General features: G+C 64.7%; 16 protein-coding genes. 7 read left to right on the plus strand and 9 right to left on the minus strand.

Features of this window, described 5'->3' with window-relative positions:
* Window positions 1-19: 19 nt before the first annotated feature.
* A complete protein-coding gene (gene fabI, locus ACFLEY_RS34225; protein WP_011085415.1) occupies window positions 20-835 on the minus strand; it encodes an enoyl-ACP reductase FabI in 816 nt (271 codons plus the stop codon).
* Between the two features lie 172 nt (window positions 836-1,007).
* Between fabI and ACFLEY_RS34230 the strand changes: the two genes are divergently transcribed.
* Both ACFLEY_RS34230 and ACFLEY_RS34235 read left to right on the plus strand, forming a co-directional pair.
* Window positions 1,008-1,496, plus strand: a complete 489-nt coding sequence (locus ACFLEY_RS34230; RefSeq protein ID WP_011085414.1) for a sigma-70 family RNA polymerase sigma factor — start codon at window positions 1,008-1,010, stop codon at window positions 1,494-1,496.
* 106 nt (window positions 1,497-1,602) lie between these two features.
* Window positions 1,603-2,373 (plus strand): anti-sigma factor, encoded by a 771-nt coding sequence (locus ACFLEY_RS34235; protein ID WP_011085413.1) that lies wholly within the window; start codon window positions 1,603-1,605, stop codon window positions 2,371-2,373.
* A gap of 326 nt (window positions 2,374-2,699) precedes the next feature.
* Here ACFLEY_RS34235 and ACFLEY_RS34240 read toward each other — a convergent pair whose 3' ends face one another.
* Window positions 2,700-3,662: a DnaJ C-terminal domain-containing protein gene (locus ACFLEY_RS34240; RefSeq protein ID WP_211434172.1), complete on the minus strand. Its 963-nt coding sequence runs from the start codon at window positions 3,660-3,662 to the stop codon at window positions 2,700-2,702.
* Window positions 3,663-3,772: 110 nt separating this feature from the next.
* Window positions 3,773-4,180, minus strand: a complete 408-nt coding sequence (locus ACFLEY_RS34245) for an RT0821/Lpp0805 family surface protein (RefSeq protein WP_028175353.1) — start codon at window positions 4,178-4,180, stop codon at window positions 3,773-3,775.
* A 113-nt stretch (window positions 4,181-4,293) separates the two neighbouring features.
* Here ACFLEY_RS34245 and pdxH point away from each other — a divergent pair, with 113 nt between their 5' ends.
* Both pdxH and ACFLEY_RS34255 read left to right on the plus strand, forming a co-directional pair.
* Window positions 4,294-4,935, plus strand: a complete 642-nt coding sequence (pdxH, locus tag ACFLEY_RS34250) for a pyridoxamine 5'-phosphate oxidase (protein ID WP_011085410.1) — start codon at window positions 4,294-4,296, stop codon at window positions 4,933-4,935.
* Window positions 4,936-4,955: 20 nt separating this feature from the next.
* Entirely contained in the window at window positions 4,956-5,708 is a 753-nt protein-coding gene (locus tag ACFLEY_RS34255; RefSeq protein ID WP_011085409.1) for an SDR family NAD(P)-dependent oxidoreductase, read from the plus strand.
* A gap of 182 nt (window positions 5,709-5,890) precedes the next feature.
* Here ACFLEY_RS34255 and ACFLEY_RS34260 read toward each other — a convergent pair whose 3' ends face one another.
* Both ACFLEY_RS34260 and ACFLEY_RS34265 read right to left on the minus strand, forming a co-directional pair.
* Window positions 5,891-6,109, minus strand: a complete 219-nt coding sequence (locus tag ACFLEY_RS34260; protein ID WP_074077209.1) for a hypothetical protein — start codon at window positions 6,107-6,109, stop codon at window positions 5,891-5,893.
* A gap of 185 nt (window positions 6,110-6,294) precedes the next feature.
* Window positions 6,295-7,272, minus strand: coding sequence for a magnesium transporter CorA family protein (locus tag ACFLEY_RS34265; RefSeq protein ID WP_060912964.1), 978 nt, complete (start codon window positions 7,270-7,272; stop codon window positions 6,295-6,297).
* A 338-nt stretch (window positions 7,273-7,610) separates the two neighbouring features.
* Between ACFLEY_RS34265 and ACFLEY_RS34270 the strand changes: the two genes are divergently transcribed.
* Window positions 7,611-8,297: a L,D-transpeptidase gene (locus tag ACFLEY_RS34270; RefSeq protein ID WP_011085407.1), complete on the plus strand. Its 687-nt coding sequence runs from the start codon at window positions 7,611-7,613 to the stop codon at window positions 8,295-8,297.
* A 38-nt stretch (window positions 8,298-8,335) separates the two neighbouring features.
* Here the strand turns inward: ACFLEY_RS34270 and ACFLEY_RS34275 are convergent, their stop codons facing one another.
* On the minus strand, window positions 8,336-9,415 hold the full coding sequence (locus tag ACFLEY_RS34275; RefSeq protein ID WP_211434173.1) for an extensin family protein: 1,080 nt from the start codon (window positions 9,413-9,415) through the stop codon (window positions 8,336-8,338).
* 65 nt (window positions 9,416-9,480) lie between these two features.
* On the opposite strand from ACFLEY_RS34275, the gene ACFLEY_RS34280 reads away from it, so the two are divergent.
* Both ACFLEY_RS34280 and ACFLEY_RS34285 read left to right on the plus strand, forming a co-directional pair.
* Window positions 9,481-11,109: a fatty-acid--CoA ligase gene (locus tag ACFLEY_RS34280; protein WP_011085405.1), complete on the plus strand. Its 1,629-nt coding sequence runs from the start codon at window positions 9,481-9,483 to the stop codon at window positions 11,107-11,109.
* A 205-nt stretch (window positions 11,110-11,314) separates the two neighbouring features.
* Entirely contained in the window at window positions 11,315-12,169 is an 855-nt protein-coding gene (locus tag ACFLEY_RS34285) for a DUF1499 domain-containing protein (RefSeq protein WP_011085404.1), read from the plus strand.
* 7 nt (window positions 12,170-12,176) lie between these two features.
* Here ACFLEY_RS34285 and ACFLEY_RS34290 read toward each other — a convergent pair whose 3' ends face one another.
* From ACFLEY_RS34290 to ribB, 3 genes are all read right to left on the minus strand, one after another.
* Entirely contained in the window at window positions 12,177-13,100 is a 924-nt protein-coding gene (locus tag ACFLEY_RS34290; protein ID WP_060912963.1) for an MBL fold metallo-hydrolase, read from the minus strand.
* A gap of 136 nt (window positions 13,101-13,236) precedes the next feature.
* Window positions 13,237-14,451: an acyl-CoA dehydrogenase gene (locus tag ACFLEY_RS34295; protein ID WP_060910914.1), complete on the minus strand. Its 1,215-nt coding sequence runs from the start codon at window positions 14,449-14,451 to the stop codon at window positions 13,237-13,239.
* Between the two features lie 132 nt (window positions 14,452-14,583).
* The gene (gene ribB, locus ACFLEY_RS34300) at window positions 14,584-15,660 is read right to left on the minus strand and encodes a 3,4-dihydroxy-2-butanone-4-phosphate synthase (RefSeq protein WP_011085401.1); all 1,077 of its coding nucleotides are present in this window, start codon (window positions 15,658-15,660) and stop codon (window positions 14,584-14,586) included.
* Window positions 15,661-15,746 lie beyond the last annotated feature (86 nt).

Consider the following 15,746-nt stretch of genomic DNA (forward strand, 5'->3'; position numbering starts at 1 on the left):
ACGACTCACGTTCCAAGAACTAGTCCTTGCCACCGAGCGAGATATCCGGCGCGTCCGGGCGCTTCATACCGAGCACGTGGTAACCGGAATCGACGTGATGCACCTCGCCGGTGACGCCGCGCGAGAGGTCGGAGAGGAAATACAGCGCGCTGCCGCCGACGTCCTCGGTGGAGACGTTGCGCCGCAACGGCGCGTTGTGCTCGTTCCACTTCAGGATATAGCGGAAGTCGCCGATGCCGGAGGCCGCGAGCGTCTTGATCGGCCCGGCCGAGATCGCGTTGACGCGGATGTTCTTCTCGCCGAGGTCGGCCGCGAGATAGCGCACGCTCGCCTCCAGCGCCGCCTTCGCGACGCCCATCACGTTGTAATGCGGCATCCACTTCTCCGCGCCGTAATAGGAGAGCGTGATGAGCGAACCGCCGTCGGTCATCAGCTTCTCGGCGCGCTGTGCCACGGCGGTGAACGAGTAGCAGGAAATCAGCATCGACTTGGAGAAGTTCTCCTGCGTGGTGTCGACGTAGCGGCCGTCGAGCTGCTCGCCATAGGCGATCGCGTGCACCAGGAAGTCGATCTTGCCCCACTTCTCCTTCAGCACCGCGAAGGCGGCGTCGATTGTCGCAGCGTCGGTGACGTCGCAATGGCCGAGCACGAGTCCGCCGATCTCGGCGGCGAGCGGCTCGACGCGCTTCTTCAGCGCATCGCCCTGATAGGTGAAGGCGAGCTCGGCGCCCGCTGCGTGGCATGCCTTGGCGATACCCCAGGCGATCGAGCGGTTGTTGGCAACGCCGAGGACCACCCCGCGCTTGCCTTGCATCAGACCTGAATTCTGCGCCATTTTTGAACGTCCCGTCGAGCTCTCGTTGAGGTTTGGAGGTACACCAGCCCTCCTTCGCGGTACAGTCCTAATACGCGGCGTTAACGCTGTTTCGAGCGCCGGAATAGCCGTTCCGTTCGGGTGTTATGATGGGTAAGGCGCTTGCGCCGAACACCAGGACGTCAAGGCGGCAATGAGCGCGTTTCGCCAAAGTGTGGAAGCCATGATCCCGGCGTTGCGACGCTACGCCCGCGCGCTCACGCGCGATGCGGATGCGGCCGACGATCTGGTGCAGGATACGTTGGTGCGCGCTCTGCGTTCGGAGCGCCTGTTTCTCGGAGGCGACGTCAGGAGCTGGCTCTATACGATCCTGACCAACCTCAACAAGAACCGGCGACGCTCGCTGGCAAGGCGGCCGCAATTCATGCAGCTGACAGAGAACAACCCGGACGCCAGCGGGACCGAAGCCGAGGGACGCGACATCGAGAAGGCGCTGGCAACGCTGGTCGAGGAGCAGCGCTCGGTGCTGCTTTTGGTGATGCTGGAGGGCATGAGCTACCGCGAGGTCGCTGACATCCAGGGCGTGCCGATCGGCACCGTGATGTCGCGCCTGGCACGCGCCCGCGCCCACGTTAAAGCCTCGCTGGAGGGTGAGCGCCCGGCGCTCAGGCGGGTGAAATGATGGCAGGATTGATGCAACGCGTTGGGTCCGTCCGCAGCCTGCCGACAAAGCGAGCGAAGTTGAGTCACGAAGGATATTTTGGGCCGCAGAGCCAGAGACGATCGATATGAACGACCGCAATATTCCGATCACCGAAGACGAGTTGCACGCCTATGTCGATGGCGAGCTGCCGGCCGAGCGCCGCGCCGACGTCGAGGCCTGGCTTGCCGCCCATCCTGACGATGCCGAGCGGGTGCAGTCCTGGCGCGACATGGCCGAGATGCTGCACGCCCGCTACGATTCCGTCGCCCAGGAGCCGGTGCCGGTACGGCTGGAGCTCGAACGGCTGGAGCGCCGCCCCCGGCAATGGCTCTATGGCGCCGCCGCGGCTGTGCTGGTTGCCTTCGTCGCCGGCGGCACCGCCGGCTGGATCGCGCATGGCGCCGCCAACTCCCCCTCGACCTTCCAGAGTTTTACGGCCGACGCACTCGACGCCCACCGTCTCTATGTCGTCGAGGTCCGCCACCCCGTCGAGGTCGGCGGCAACGAGCGTGACCATCTCCAGGCCTGGCTGACCCGGCGCTGCGGCTGGACCGTGTTCGCGCCGAACCTGGAGGCGAGCGGGTTGAAGCTGGTCGGCGGCCGGCTCCTGCCGGGGCCGAACGGTCCGGCGTCGTTCCTGATGTATGAGGGCGCCTCGGGCGAGCGGTACACGATCTACACCGCCAAGACCGAGAATGGTGCAACGCAGATGCGGTACGCCAAGACGGACAAGGACGGCGCGCTGTTCTGGGCGGAGCGCGGGGTCGGCTACGTCGTCAGCGGCGGCGGCGATCGCGACCGGCTGACCAAGGTGGCGCAGGCCGTGTACGACCAGGCAGAGAAAAACGGCACCTAGACAACCGCGCAAGCGCGGTGCCTCGATTCCGTCATTGAAAATTTGGAATCAAGACATCGGCGCGTCTCATTATCGCACCGGATGATCACGCGAAAATGAGCAGCGTTCGATCCGCCGATCGACGCGGGCGGCCTCGATTGGGGTTTTTGGTACCGCGCTGGTCCCCCTCTCGAGGCCGCACCTTTTTATCGGCTGCCCCGCCGGACAGCCGACACGTCGAGCATATGAGCCGAGAAGCGCTATCGCGCCTCAGGCATATGATGAGCATCATCTGCAAGAGAGGATGCTGTAGACCTTGGGAAAACCCCTTCAGTTCCGACCGCGCCCTAACCAAGCCCGCTGCGTGGATTGTAGGGGTGTTGGTCCCGCCACTTCTCCATCAATGCTTCAAGCTCGGCGTCGTTCCCGTCCGGTAGCATAATCCTGACAGTGACGAAGAGATCCCCGGTTCCGCCTGCTTTCGGCAGGCCCTTGCCCTTCAGCCGGAAGGTGCGGCCGCTGGAAGTGTTCTTCGGGACCGAGAGTTCGACTGCATTCCCAAGGGTCGAAACGCGGACCTTGCCGCCGAGCACCGCCTCGTAGAGCGTGACCGGCAGGTCGATCCTGAGATCCGCGCCCTCGACCTTGAAATACGGGTGCGGCGCGATGCCGATGGTGATCAGAAGATCGCCCGGCGGATGGCCCTGGGCGCTCTCGCCCTGCCCGCGCAGCCGGATCTGCTGGCCCTCGGTGACGCCGGCCGGAATCTTGACGTTGAGCTCCTTGCCCGTCGGCAGACGGACGCGCTTCTCGCCGCCCTTGACCGACTCCTCCAGCGAGACGGACATGGCGACGTTCACGTCGAGATCGAGCCCGATCCCGCCGGTGTCGAATTCGAACTGCCCGGCGCCGCCGGCCCCCGGCCGCGCGCCGCGCACCCCGCCGCCGAACATGCTGTTGAGGATGTCCTCGAACGCGCCGCCGCCCTGACCCGGGCCGCCGCCGGAGCGGAACGTATAGCTCTCGAACCCGCCGGGACCCGCGCGGCCGCGCGGCCCGCCGCCGCCCGGAAAGCCCTGGAAGCGCGGCTTGCCGTCGGCGTCGATCTCGCCGCGGTCGAACTGCTTGCGCTTGTCCTCGTCGCCGAGGATCTCGTTGGCCGAATTGAGTTCGGCGAAACGCTCGGCGGCCTTCGGGTCGTCCTTGTTGCTGTCGGGATGGTGCTTCTTGGCAAGCTTGCGATAGGCGCTCTTGATCGCGGCAGCATTGGCGCTCCGCGGCACCCCCAAGACCTCATAGGGGTCGCGCATCCGTCACGTCTCCTTCAAAGAAATCGAATTGTTCAAAGGGCTCCCCGCCCCACCTGCGAACCATGTGGGGAGAGAGTGGCATTTTTGCAACTAGGATTGCCGGCCGAATCCTAGCTCCGCCACGGCTTTAGCGTATGAATCTCCCAACGGCCACGGCTGCTTTGGCAGCCGGCGCCCTGGAGCCAGCTTTCGGTATTGCCGTTGACGTAGCTGGCGAGGAAGTCGCGGCACCTGCGGCCATCCTCGGCGGCATAGGATTGCGCGATCGGCGTCACTGAGCCGCGCGCCCCGGTCACCGGATTCTCCCAGTGCTGGCTGGAATCCTTGTCGCCCTTGCTCAGCACGTCGGAGGCGGCGTTGCGGGCGAAGGCAAGATCGGTCTCGGTCGGTGCTGCGTCCTTCGCCGGCCGCGCGATCGAGCCGGTGAGGTCGCTGTCGTCGGCCTTGGCATAGGCGCTGGTGTCGTTGCGCGAAAAGCTGCAGCCGCCGGCGCCGAAGCCGATCAGGACCATCGTCATGACAAGGCCGGACGGCCGGATCGCCGATAGGCCAACGCGTCCCCATGCCCTATATAGGGCGGTAGCGGACAACAACGCGTTTTGGGCCGCGGAACGCAACTCGGACTCCAGACATGACCGACACGACCTCGATGAAACACCAGACACCCTTAACATCCGGTGATTTCACCGCCGCCGACGAGCCTTTTGCGCTGTTCGAGACCTGGCTGAACGAAGCGATCAAGAGCGAGCCGAACGATCCGAATGCCATGGCGCTCGCAACCGTCGACCCGGACGGCTTGCCTGACGTGCGCATGGTGCTGATGAAGGGCTTCGATACCGAGGGTTTTGTCTTCTACAGCCACATCGCGAGCCAGAAGGGCCGTGAACTCGCCGCAAATCCTAAGGCAGCGTTACTTTTTCACTGGAAGTCGCTGCGCCGTCAGGTCCGCATCCGCGGCAACGTGACGCCGGTGACCGACGCCGAGGCCGACGCCTATTTCGCCACCCGCCCCAAGCAGGCGCAGATCGGCGCCTGGGCGAGCAAGCAGTCCGAGGCGCTGGAGAGCCGTTTCGCCTTCGAACAGGCCATCGCAAAAGTCGCGGCCAAATACATCATCGGCGAGGTGCCACGGCCGCCCGGCTGGAGCGGCTGGCGCATCACGCCGGTCCGCATCGAGTTCTGGCACGATCGCCCATTCCGTCTGCACGACCGCATCGAATTTCGTCGTGACGCCGCGGGCCAGAAGTGGTCCAAGACGCGGATGTACCCTTAGGCCCGACCTGAAAGACCTTCATGCCGCATTCGTCAAACGCACCGCGACGCACGCTGCTCCTGACCGGAGCGAGCCGCGGTATCGGCCATGCGACCGTGATCCGCTTCTCCTCGGCGGGCTGGCGCGTCATCACCTGCTCGCGGCATCCCTTCCCGGAGGACTGCCCCTGGGATGCGGGCCCTGAGGACCACATCCAGGTCGACCTCGCCGACCCCAAGGACACGACCCGCGCGATCTCCGAAATCCGCAACCGCCTCGAGGGCGGCATGCTTCATGCGCTGGTCAACAACGCCGCGATCTCGCCGAAGGGCCCGGGCGGCTCCCGGCTCGGTTCGGTCGACACCGACCTCGATACCTGGACGCATGTCTTCCACGTCAACTTCTTCGCGCCGATCATGATGGCGCGCGGACTGATCGAGGAGCTGAAGGCGGCCAGGGGCTCGGTCGTGAACGTCACCTCGATCGCGGGCTCGCGCGTGCATCCCTTCGCAGGCGCGGCCTACGCCACCTCCAAGGCCGCGCTTGCATCCCTGACGCGCGAGATGGCCTCGGACTTCGGCCGCGTCGGCGTCCGCGTCAACGCGATCGCGCCGGGCGAGATCGACACCTCGATCCTGTCGCCCGGCACCGAGAAGATCGTGGAGCAGCAGATCCCGATGCACCGGCTCGGCACGCCCGACGAGGTCGCCAAGATCGTCTACGTGCTGTGCACGGACACCTCGTCTTACGTCAACGGCGCCGAGATCCACATCAACGGCGGCCAGCACGTCTAGACCATCCTTTAGCGGTCGTCATTGCGAGCGCAGCGAAGCAATCCAGGCCGCCTCCACGGAGACGGTCTGGATTGGTTCGTCGCTTCGCTTCTCGCAATGACGGAATTGGAAACAGTGCCTAGGGAAGCAGGCGATCCAGACAAAGCCGCCGCAAGACCTGGATCGCCCTTACCTTCCGTTGCTCAATCGAGTCGAATCCGACGTGACCTCTCGCGCGGCCTTGGCGTGGCCGTGCTGAATGCAGTCGAGCAGTCGTCGTCGTTCTCACCATCGAGCAGCGGAGCACCACAGTGCCGGCACATGCGTGCCGACATCGACGACGCCTTGCCGTTCGCCAGGGCCTGACGATAGTTCGCCAGATCGATGACGTTCCGGGGCGACGTTATGTGTTTTTCAACCATGGCTGTTCCTCGCGGCTACGCACTACTTATCGCAGACAAGTTTCGCGCAAACGTTCAGCTCACCGCTCAAATTTTACCGGAGGAATTGGGGCGGCAGCCACGCATCACCGCGACGCCGCAATCCCGCTCTATTCTGCGACACCAACCACCGTGTCTCGACGAACGGCGTAAGGTCTCGGTAGGTATCAGAGCCACTTCTTGAGCTTGAAGATCCAGTACGGGACGATGGCCGCGATCAGCATCAGCACCAGTGCCATCGGGTAGCCGTGCGCCCATTCGAGTTCCGGCATCGACTTGAAGTTCATGCCGTAGATCGAGGCGATCAGCGTCGGCGGCATCAGGACAACAGCCATGACCGAAAACAGCTTGATGATGTTGTTCTGCTCGAGATTGACGACGCCGAGCATGGCGTCGAGCACGAAGGTAATCTTGCTGGAGAGATAGGAGGCGTGGTCGGTCAGCGAGGAGACGTCGCGCTGCATGGTCTTGAGCTGCTCGCGCATGTCCTTGGACCATTTCACGCCCTCAACCACCGCCGAGAGGAAGGCGACGACGCGGCCGATCGAGACCAGGCTCTCGCGAACCTTGGAGGTCAGATCGCCCTTGCGGCCGATCGAGATCAGGATCTGGGAATATTGCTTGGCGTGGCCGTGGCGCTCGCTCTCGGGCTCGAAGATGTCGTGCGAGACCTGGTCGATCTCGGCGCCGCAGCGCTCCAGAATGTCGGCGCAGCGGTCGATCACGGCGTCCAGCAGTTCCATCAGCACCATCTCGCCGGTGATCGCCGGCGTGCACGAGCGGCCAAGCTTGGCCTCGACCAGGGCGAACGGCTTCGGCAGGTCGTAGCGCACCGTCACCAGGCGGTGGTCGCCGAGGATGAAGGTCACCGCCGTGGTCCGGGGCATGTCGGTATCGGAGTGGCACATCAGCGTCGCGGTCATGTAGCGCGCGCCGTTCTCGATATAGAGGCGGCTGGAGATCTCGATCTCCTGCATGTCTTCCCGGGTCGGGATGGCGATGCTCGCAAGCCGCTCCACCGCCTTGTCCTCGGCCGCACTCGGACTGAAGAGGTCGATCCAGACCGCATTCTCCGGCAGCGCCGTGAGATCCTCGATGACGGCCTTCTTGAGGGAGGACTCGGAGGGAACAAACACCGAAAACATGAACAACTCCAGAGAACCTGCGACAGAATGACAGCCTTTAGCGCGATTCTGACAAGTTCATCATGACAAGCACATTAACGGAGCGTTTGCATTTGTGGCGACGCCGTGGCCCAACCGTGACACAGAATCGACAATCCGGCACGCTTTGCCCCAAAACCCGCGTAAACCTGAAAAACTTGCGGCAAAAAAGCCACAGCTGAGGTCTCGCAGCGCGGGATAAAGGCCTTGAGTGCTGGAATTGTGGCAGATTTCAACGATAATGGGATTAACGGAGTCGAGGAAGTTGGGCGCTAAGCTCAGGCTTTCCCGCGCGGTATTGTTTTGATTGGAACCAAATCATGTCGTCGCTGAAAGTTAAGTTGGGGATTTTGGCCGCTGGCCTGATGCTGTCGGGCTGCATGCAGGCCACGCATTTCGAAGCGACCGACACCAAGGCCTTCAAGCCGAAGGACAAGGAACTGCTCGCCAAGGTCCGGTACGAAAACACCCCGGTCGCAGAGCCGTTCCGCCGCGCCATCGTCGAATATCACCGCAAAGAATCGCCCGGCTCGATCGTGGTCGATTCCGACAACCACTACCTCTATTACGTGCTGGATGGCGGCAAGGCGATCCGTTACGGCATCACCGTCGGCGAAGAAGCCATGGCCTGGTCGGGCATCGCCAAGGTCGGCAGCATGACCGAGTGGCCGGCCTGGCATCCGACCCCGGGCGAGATTTCGCGCCTGGGCGTGCCGACCTATGTTGCGCCCGGTCCGGACAATCCGATGGGCTCCCGCGCGATGTATCTCTACTCGGGCGGCAAGGACACGCTGTTCCGCATCCACGGCACCAACCAGCCGGAATATATCGGCGCCTCGATCTCGTCGGGCTGCATCCGTCTGACCAACGAGGACGCGATCGACCTCTATGGCCGCGTCAAGGTCGGCACCATCGTGGTGGTGCTCGAGCCGAAGCACGGCGACTCGCCCTACAATTCGCGCCTGGCGCTCGGCGCCGGCGGAACTGGCCAGGCGGGCAGCTACTGATCGCCTCTCCCGATCTCCGACATTCAAAAGCGCCGGTTTTACCGGCGCTTTTTTGTTGCCGGCTTGGACGGCTGGACCTTGTCGGCCGCCGGCTTGTCCGCAGGCGCGGGGGATTTCTCCGCCGCCTCGTCACCAGCCCCATCCTTTGCCTCAGGCTTGGACGCGACCTCGCGCGGCGGCGCCTCCTCGGGCCGTTCCGCCGGCAGCAGCGGGGCGATCTGCGGCAGGGGATCCCAGACGTTCCACTGGCAGATCCGATAGTCGTTGCGCCGCTGCGCCAGGTCGAGATGGATATGGTCCTCGTGGTACCAGTCCGAGCCAGGGCCGAGCACGGTGGAAAAGCGCGCGCACACCGAATGCAGCACACGCTCGCGCACGTCACGCGACATGGTGCGATCGGTGAGGCCAATCGACTGCCCGTTGGCGAGCTTGACGGCGCGGACGTCGAGGGCGTTGGCCTTGCCGTGCTCGGACAGCAACGCTCCAACGATGCGATTGCGGCCGCGGCACTCGAAGCTATCGAAATTGTCGAGATCGCTGATGGTCGAGCCGAGACTGGTAGCCAGCGGCACCATGTCCTTGCGCACCCAGTCGGCTATCGCAGACGCCATGGTGCAGCGAAGGATCGCCGCCGGCTTGACCGCCACCTTGCGCTTGTCCGGCAGCACGATGGCCTCCAGCCGCACCAGATCCTCGCCGCCGCAGCCGCCGGGGCCGCGGATATCGGGGATGGAGGGTGCAATTGCGATCTCCTCGGTCAGCGCGAGCCGGCAGGCCGAGACCTGCTTCTCGGGCAGCGGCGGCGCCTCGGCCGGCTCGTCGGGGGAAGGCTTGTCCGGGGAAGGCTTGCCGTCGGCCTCCGGTGCGGCCCCGTCCGGTGCTTTGGGGGCCTCCGCGGGGCGAGGTTTTGGTAGCGGGATCTTGGCGGAATGAACCTTCGCGCGCGGCCGTGGTGTACCAAAGCCAAAGATATCGAGCGGCGCAGCATATTTTCGCGCCTCCGCCCGATCCGCGAGCCCAAGCGTCAGCCCCAGCGCGACGGTAACCATTGCCGCGCCGGCGGACATATAGCCGCGACAAGACCATTTGCGGCGAAAGTCCGGCAGGCTAAAACTCATGACAATTCTTTGGCCCAACGCTGAGAGCGATAACGCGTCCAGCGACTTCTCGGAGGAACGTCGGAATGCTTGGTTTGATGCAAGACTGGCCCCTGCTCTGCCACCGGATCATCGAACACGCCGCCAGGATTCATGGCAAGCAGGAGGTCGTCACGCGATCGATCGAGGGACCGATCCATCGCACCACCTACGCCGAGATCCACAAGCGGGCGCTCAAGGTCTCGCAGATGCTGGAGCGCGACGGCATCAAGCTCGGCGACCGCGTCGCAACGATCGCCTGGAACACCTGGCGCCATCTCGAAGCGTGGTACGGCATCATGGGGATCGGCGCCATCTGCCATACCGTCAATCCCCGCCTTTTCCCCGAGCAGATCGCCTGGATCATCAACCATGCACAGGACCGCATCGTGATGACCGACATCACCTTCGTTCCGATCCTTGAGAAGATCGCCGACAAGCTGCCCAGCGTGGAGCGCTACGTCGTGCTGACCGACAAGGCGCATATGCCCGAGACCACGCTGAAGAATGCGGTGGCCTACGAGGACTGGATTGCGCAGGCCGACGGCAAATTCAAATGGAAGGACTTTGACGAGAACACGGCGGCGGCGATGTGCTACACGTCGGGCACCACGGGCGATCCGAAGGGTGTGCTGTATTCGCATCGCTCCAACGTGCTGCACGCGCTGATGGCCAACAACGTCGATGCGCTCGGCACCAGCGCCTCCGAGACGATGCTGCCGGTGGTGCCGCTGTTCCACGCCAACAGCTGGGGTATCGCCTTCTCCGCGCCCTCGCAGGGCACCAAGCTGGTGATGCCCGGCGCCAAGCTCGACGGCGCTTCGGTCTATGAATTGCTCTCGACCGAGAAGGTGACGCACACCGCCGGCGTGCCCACGGTGTGGCTGATGCTGCTCCAGCACATGACCGCCAACAATCTGAAGCTGCCGCACCTGAAGATGGTGATCTGCGGCGGCTCGGCGATGCCGCGCTCGATGATCAAGGCCTTCCTCGACATGGGCTCGAACGTCCGCCACGCCTGGGGCATGACCGAGATGAGCCCGATCGGCAGCGTCGCGGCGCTGAAGCCGCCGTTCCAGAACGCGACCGGCGATGCGCGGCTCGATGTGCTCCAGATGCAGGGCTACGCGCCCTTCGCAGTCGAGATGAAGATCACCGACGACGCCGGCAAGGAGCTGCCCTGGGACGGCAAGACTTTCGGCCGCCTCAAGGTGTCCGGCCCCGCCGTCGCCAAGGCCTATTATCGGCTCGATGCCAACATCCTCGACGAGGACGGCTTCTTCGACACCGGCGACGTCTCGACCATCGACGAGGACGGCTACATGCGGATCACCGACCGCTCCAAGGACGTAATCAAGTCCGGCGGCGAGTGGATCTCCTCGATCGACCTCGAAAACCTCGCGGTCGGCCATCCGGCCGTGGCGGAGGCCGCCGTGATCGGCGTCTTCCACCCCAAATGGGACGAGCGGCCGCTACTGATCGTGCAGCTCAAGCAGGGCCAGCAGGCCAGCCGTGAGGACATCCTGAAGTACATGGACGGCAAGATCGCCAAATGGTGGATGCCCGACGACGTCGCCTTCGTCGAAGGCATCCCGCACACCGCCACCGGCAAGATCCTGAAGACTGCGCTGCGCGACCAGTTCAAGGATTACCGCTTCCCGAACGCGGCGGCGTAGGACTTACACGTCATTCCGGGGCGATGCCAACGGCATCGACCCCGGAATCTCGAGATTCCGGGGTCGCCCTTCGGGCGCCCCGGAATGACGGGCAGTAGCAACCCGGTCTCCCTTGAATTTGCCGCCGGGGCGTGGTCTCAACGCCTCCTGTCGTCGCGCCAGATCGGCGCGGCACCGCCTCCGAAACCCCGGCAGAGCTCACCCGATGGCCCGCAGGTTTTCCGCTCCCTACCAGTCGGAGCCCGTGTCCAGCCTCGCCAGCTGGGCGCGCAATCTGGCCGTGTTCGCGGTGGTGGCGGTGGCGGTGTCGATCCTCGTCGTCCGGTTCGGCTTTCTGGAGCCGAAGCCGGCGCTCGCCACCTTCTTCGGCGGCCTCGCCATCGCCGCGCTCTCGATCCTGTTCGGCCTCGCCGGCTTCGCCGCGATCTGGCAGAACGGCTCGCGCGGCATGGCGCGCATCCTGCTCGCCTTCCTGATCGACGGCATGATCCTCGCCTACCCGGCCTATCTCGGCCTGCAATACCGCAAGCTGCCGGCCATCCACGACGTCACGACCGACCCGATCGACCCGCCCCGCTTCGACGCGCTGGCGCGCCTGCGCACCGGTGAAGGCGCCAATACCGCGGTTTATGCCGGCCTCTATTCGGCCGAGCAGCAGCGCCATTTCTATCCCGATATCGAGCCGATCGAACTCGAGATCCCGGTCGACCGCGCCTATGCGATCGCACTCCAGATCGTCAACAAGCGCAAATGGCTCGTCATCGACGAGCGCGCGCCGCAGCCGCCGCGCCGCATCGGACGCATCGAGGCGGTGGCGCGCACGCCGATCATGGGTTTGCGCGAGGACATTTCCATCAGGGTCGTGCCCGACGGCGACGATTCCCGCGTCGATATCCGCTCCGCCTCGCGCTATTTCGAGAGCGACCTCGGCAGCAACGCCGCCCGCGTCACAAAATTCATCGACGATCTCAACACCGCCGCCGATGCGGACGCGCTGAAGCCGGTGAAGAAGACCCCGGTGACGCCGCCGAAGGCACCGGCGAAGACGGTGAAGAAGTGACGGTGAGCTAGGCTCCCGCCATCCGGTATGTCCCGCCAATCACGGGATCGCCATCCGTCGCCACCACGCCGCGGGCGACCAGATCTTCCAGATGCGCCAGCACGGAATAGCCCGCGGCCGTCGTCAGCCGTAGATCGATGCCGATATAGATCGCACGCACCATGGTCGGGATGTCGGCCTCGCCCTTGGCGAGACGATGCAGGATAGAGGCTTCGCGCGCCTTGCGGTGGCGGATCAGGAAACGCACGAAGCGCGGACCATCCGGTATCTCGGGGCCATGGCCTGAGAAATAGAGATCCTCCTCGCGGGCGGCCAAGCAATCGAGCGATTCCATGTAGTCGATCATCGACCCGTCGGGCGGCGCAACGATCGAGGTCGACCATCCCATCACGTGGTCACCGACGAAGTTGAATTTTCGCTCGGGCCAGGCGAAGGCGAGATGGTTGGCGGTATGACCCGGCGTCGCCACCGCCTCGAGGCGCCAGCCCGCACCCTCGACGACGTCGCCATGGGCGATCCTGATATCGGGCGCGAAATCGCGATCGACGCCGGATTCCGGATTGTGCTTCTCGCTCTCGAAGCGCGGGCGCGAGGCGCGGTGCGGGCCCTCGGCATAAACAGGCGCGCCGGTCGCCTGCTTGATCCGCGCGGTGTTCGGCGAATGGTCGCGGTGGGTGTGGGTGACGAAGATGTGGCTCACCGTCTCGCCGCGCACGGCATCGAGCAGCGCAGCCGCATGCGCCGCATCATCAGGACCGGGATCGATGATCGCGACGTTGCCCGTGCCGACGATGTAGCTGACTGTACCGCTGAAGGTGAACGGGCTCGGATTGTTGCAGAGCACGCGCCGCACGCCGGGGCGGACTTCCTCGACGATTCCGGCTTTGAGTGGAAAGTTGCGGTTGAACGGGACGTCGTCGTTGTCGGACATGGCTTCTTCTTTGTTCTTTGACGTCATTCCGGGATGGCCCGTCAGGGCCAGACCCGGAATCTCGATGGAACAGGAATAATGCGGCCCGAGATTCCGGGGTCGCGCTTCGCGCGCCCCGGAATGACGGATGACCTCGTCAGAAAAACGCCTGAATGCCCGTGATGGCGCGGCCCAGGATCAGGGCGTGGACGTCGTGCGTGCCCTCGTAGGTATTGACCGTCTCGAGGTTATGGACGTGGCGCATCACGTGGTACTCGATCGAGATGCCGTTGCCGCCGTGCATGTCGCGCGCGACGCGGGCGATGTCGAGCGCCTTGCCGCAATTGTTGCGCTTCATGATCGAGATCATCTCGGGGGCGAACTTGCCCTCGTCCATCAGGCGGCCGACGCGAAGCGAGCCCTGGAGGCCGAGCGCGATCTCGGTCTCCATGTCGGCGAGCTTCTTCTGGACGAGCTGGGTCGCGGCCAGCGGCTTGCCGAACTGCTTGCGGTCGAGCGTGTACTGGCGGGCGCGGTGCATGCAGTCCTCGGCCGCGCCCAGCGCGCCCCAGGAAATGCCGTAGCGGGCGCGGTTGAGGCAGCCAAACGGGCCCTTGAGGCCGGAGACGTTGGGCAGCAGCGCGTCTTCCGGAACCACGACACCGTCCATCACGACTTCGCCGGTGATGGAGGCGCGCAAGCTGAGCTTGCCGCCGATCTTCGGCGCGGAGAGGCCCTTCATGCCCTTCTCCAGCACGAAGCCCCGGATCTGGTTGTCGTGCGCGGCCGACTTGGCCCAGACCACGAACACGTCGGCGATCGGCGCGTTCGAGATCCACATCTTGCTGCCGGTCAGGCGGTAGCCGTCGGAGACCTTCTCGGCGCGGGTTTTCATCCCGGCCGGATCGGAGCCGGCATCGGGCTCGGTCAGGCCGAAGCAGCCGACCCACTCGCCGCTGGCGAGCTTCGGCAGGTATTTCTTGCGCTGGTTCTCGTCGCCATAGGCGTAGATCGGGTACATCACCAGCGAGGACTGCACCGAGTTCATCGAACGATAGCCGGAATCGACCCGCTCGATCTCGCGCGCGACCAGGCCGTAGGCGACGTAGCTCGCATTGGCGCAGCCATATTCCTCGGGCAGCGTGATGCCGATCAGGCCGAGTTCGCCCATCTCGTTGAAGATCTCGCGATCCGTCGTCTCTTCGAGATAGGCCTTGGTGATACGCGGCAGCAGCTTGTCCTGGGCGTAGGCGCGCGCGGTGTTGCGCACCATGCGCTCGTCTTCGGTAAGCTGCTCGTCGAGCAGGAACGGATCGTCCCACTGGAAAGAAGCCGCAGCCGGCTTGTCCTTGGTCTGAGGGCGCACGCTCATGAAACGTCCTTTCGCGTCTGGTTCCGTCAACAATTGCCCGACAAAGTAAAGCGCCGCGGCAACAAGTTCAATTGCATCCTGGTTTCGATCACTCCGGGCTCGCGCAACGGCGCGCGCCCGGAAACGACGTCGTCAGATTTCGAGCAGCTCGTTGGCGACGATCTCGATGCCGAAGCCCGACAGGCCCTTGTAGTCGTGCACCGAGGAGGTGAGATGCCGGATCGAGGTGACGCCGAGATCGCGCAGGATCTGCGCGCCGACGCCGATCTCTCGCCACTGGCGGTTGCGGTCGGCCTCCGTCGACGTCTCGTCGGGCAGCGGAGCCACCGGCACGCCGGCAGCGCCGTCGCGCAAGTAAACCAGCACGCCACGGCCGGACCTCTCGAAATGCTCGAGCACGGCCGCCATGCGCTTGTGCCCGGTGAAGATGTCCTTGACGATGTTCGGCTTGTGGAAGCGCGTCAGCACGTTCTTGCCGTCGCCGACGCCGTTGTAGACGAAGGCGACGTGGGCGATGGAATCGAACGGCGAACGATAGGCATAGCCCTGCAAGGGGCCGATCGGGCTGTCGGTGACGAAGGTCGAGACCCGCTCGATCAGCTTCTCGCGCACCTGGCGGTAGGCGATCATGTCCGCGATGGTGACGTGCTTGAGCTTGTGCTGGGCGGCGAAGCGGGCGACCTGCTCGCCCTTCATCACGCTGCCGTCGTCGTTCATCAGCTCACTGATGACGCCGACCGGCGGCAGGCCGGAGAGCTTGCAGAGGTCGACGGCGGCCTCGGTATGGCCGGAGCGCAGCAGCACGCCGCCGTCCTTGGCGATCAGCGGGAAGATGTGGCCGGGCCGGGCGAAATCGTTGGCGCCGACATTGGGATTGGACAGCGCGCGGCAGCACGAGGCGCGCTCCTCGGCGGAGATGCCGGTGCCGCCGTCGGGCTTGTAGTCGATCGAGACCGTGAACGCGGTGGTATGCGCGGAATCGTTGTGGGCGACCATGGGATCGAGCCGCAGGCGGCGCGCGTCCTCCGTGGTCACGGGCGCGCAGACGATGCCGGAGGTGTGGCGGATGATGAACGCCATCTTCTCGGCGGTGCAGAGCGAGGCCGCGACGATCAGATCGCCCTCGCCCTCGCGGTCCTCATCGTCGGTGACGACGACGAGCTCGCCCCTGGCAAAGGCCTGCAAGACTTCCTGGACGGTATCGGGCATTTCCCAATCTCTATCGGTTATGGGCCGGAGGCTTAGCCGGACGCCTTAGCCGGACTTGGCCCCAAGCGCTAGCTGGACGCAACCGC

This window comes from Bradyrhizobium sp. YCK136 (assembly GCF_044570075.1).
Classification (GTDB): Bacteria; Pseudomonadota; Alphaproteobacteria; order Rhizobiales; family Xanthobacteraceae; genus Bradyrhizobium; species Bradyrhizobium diazoefficiens.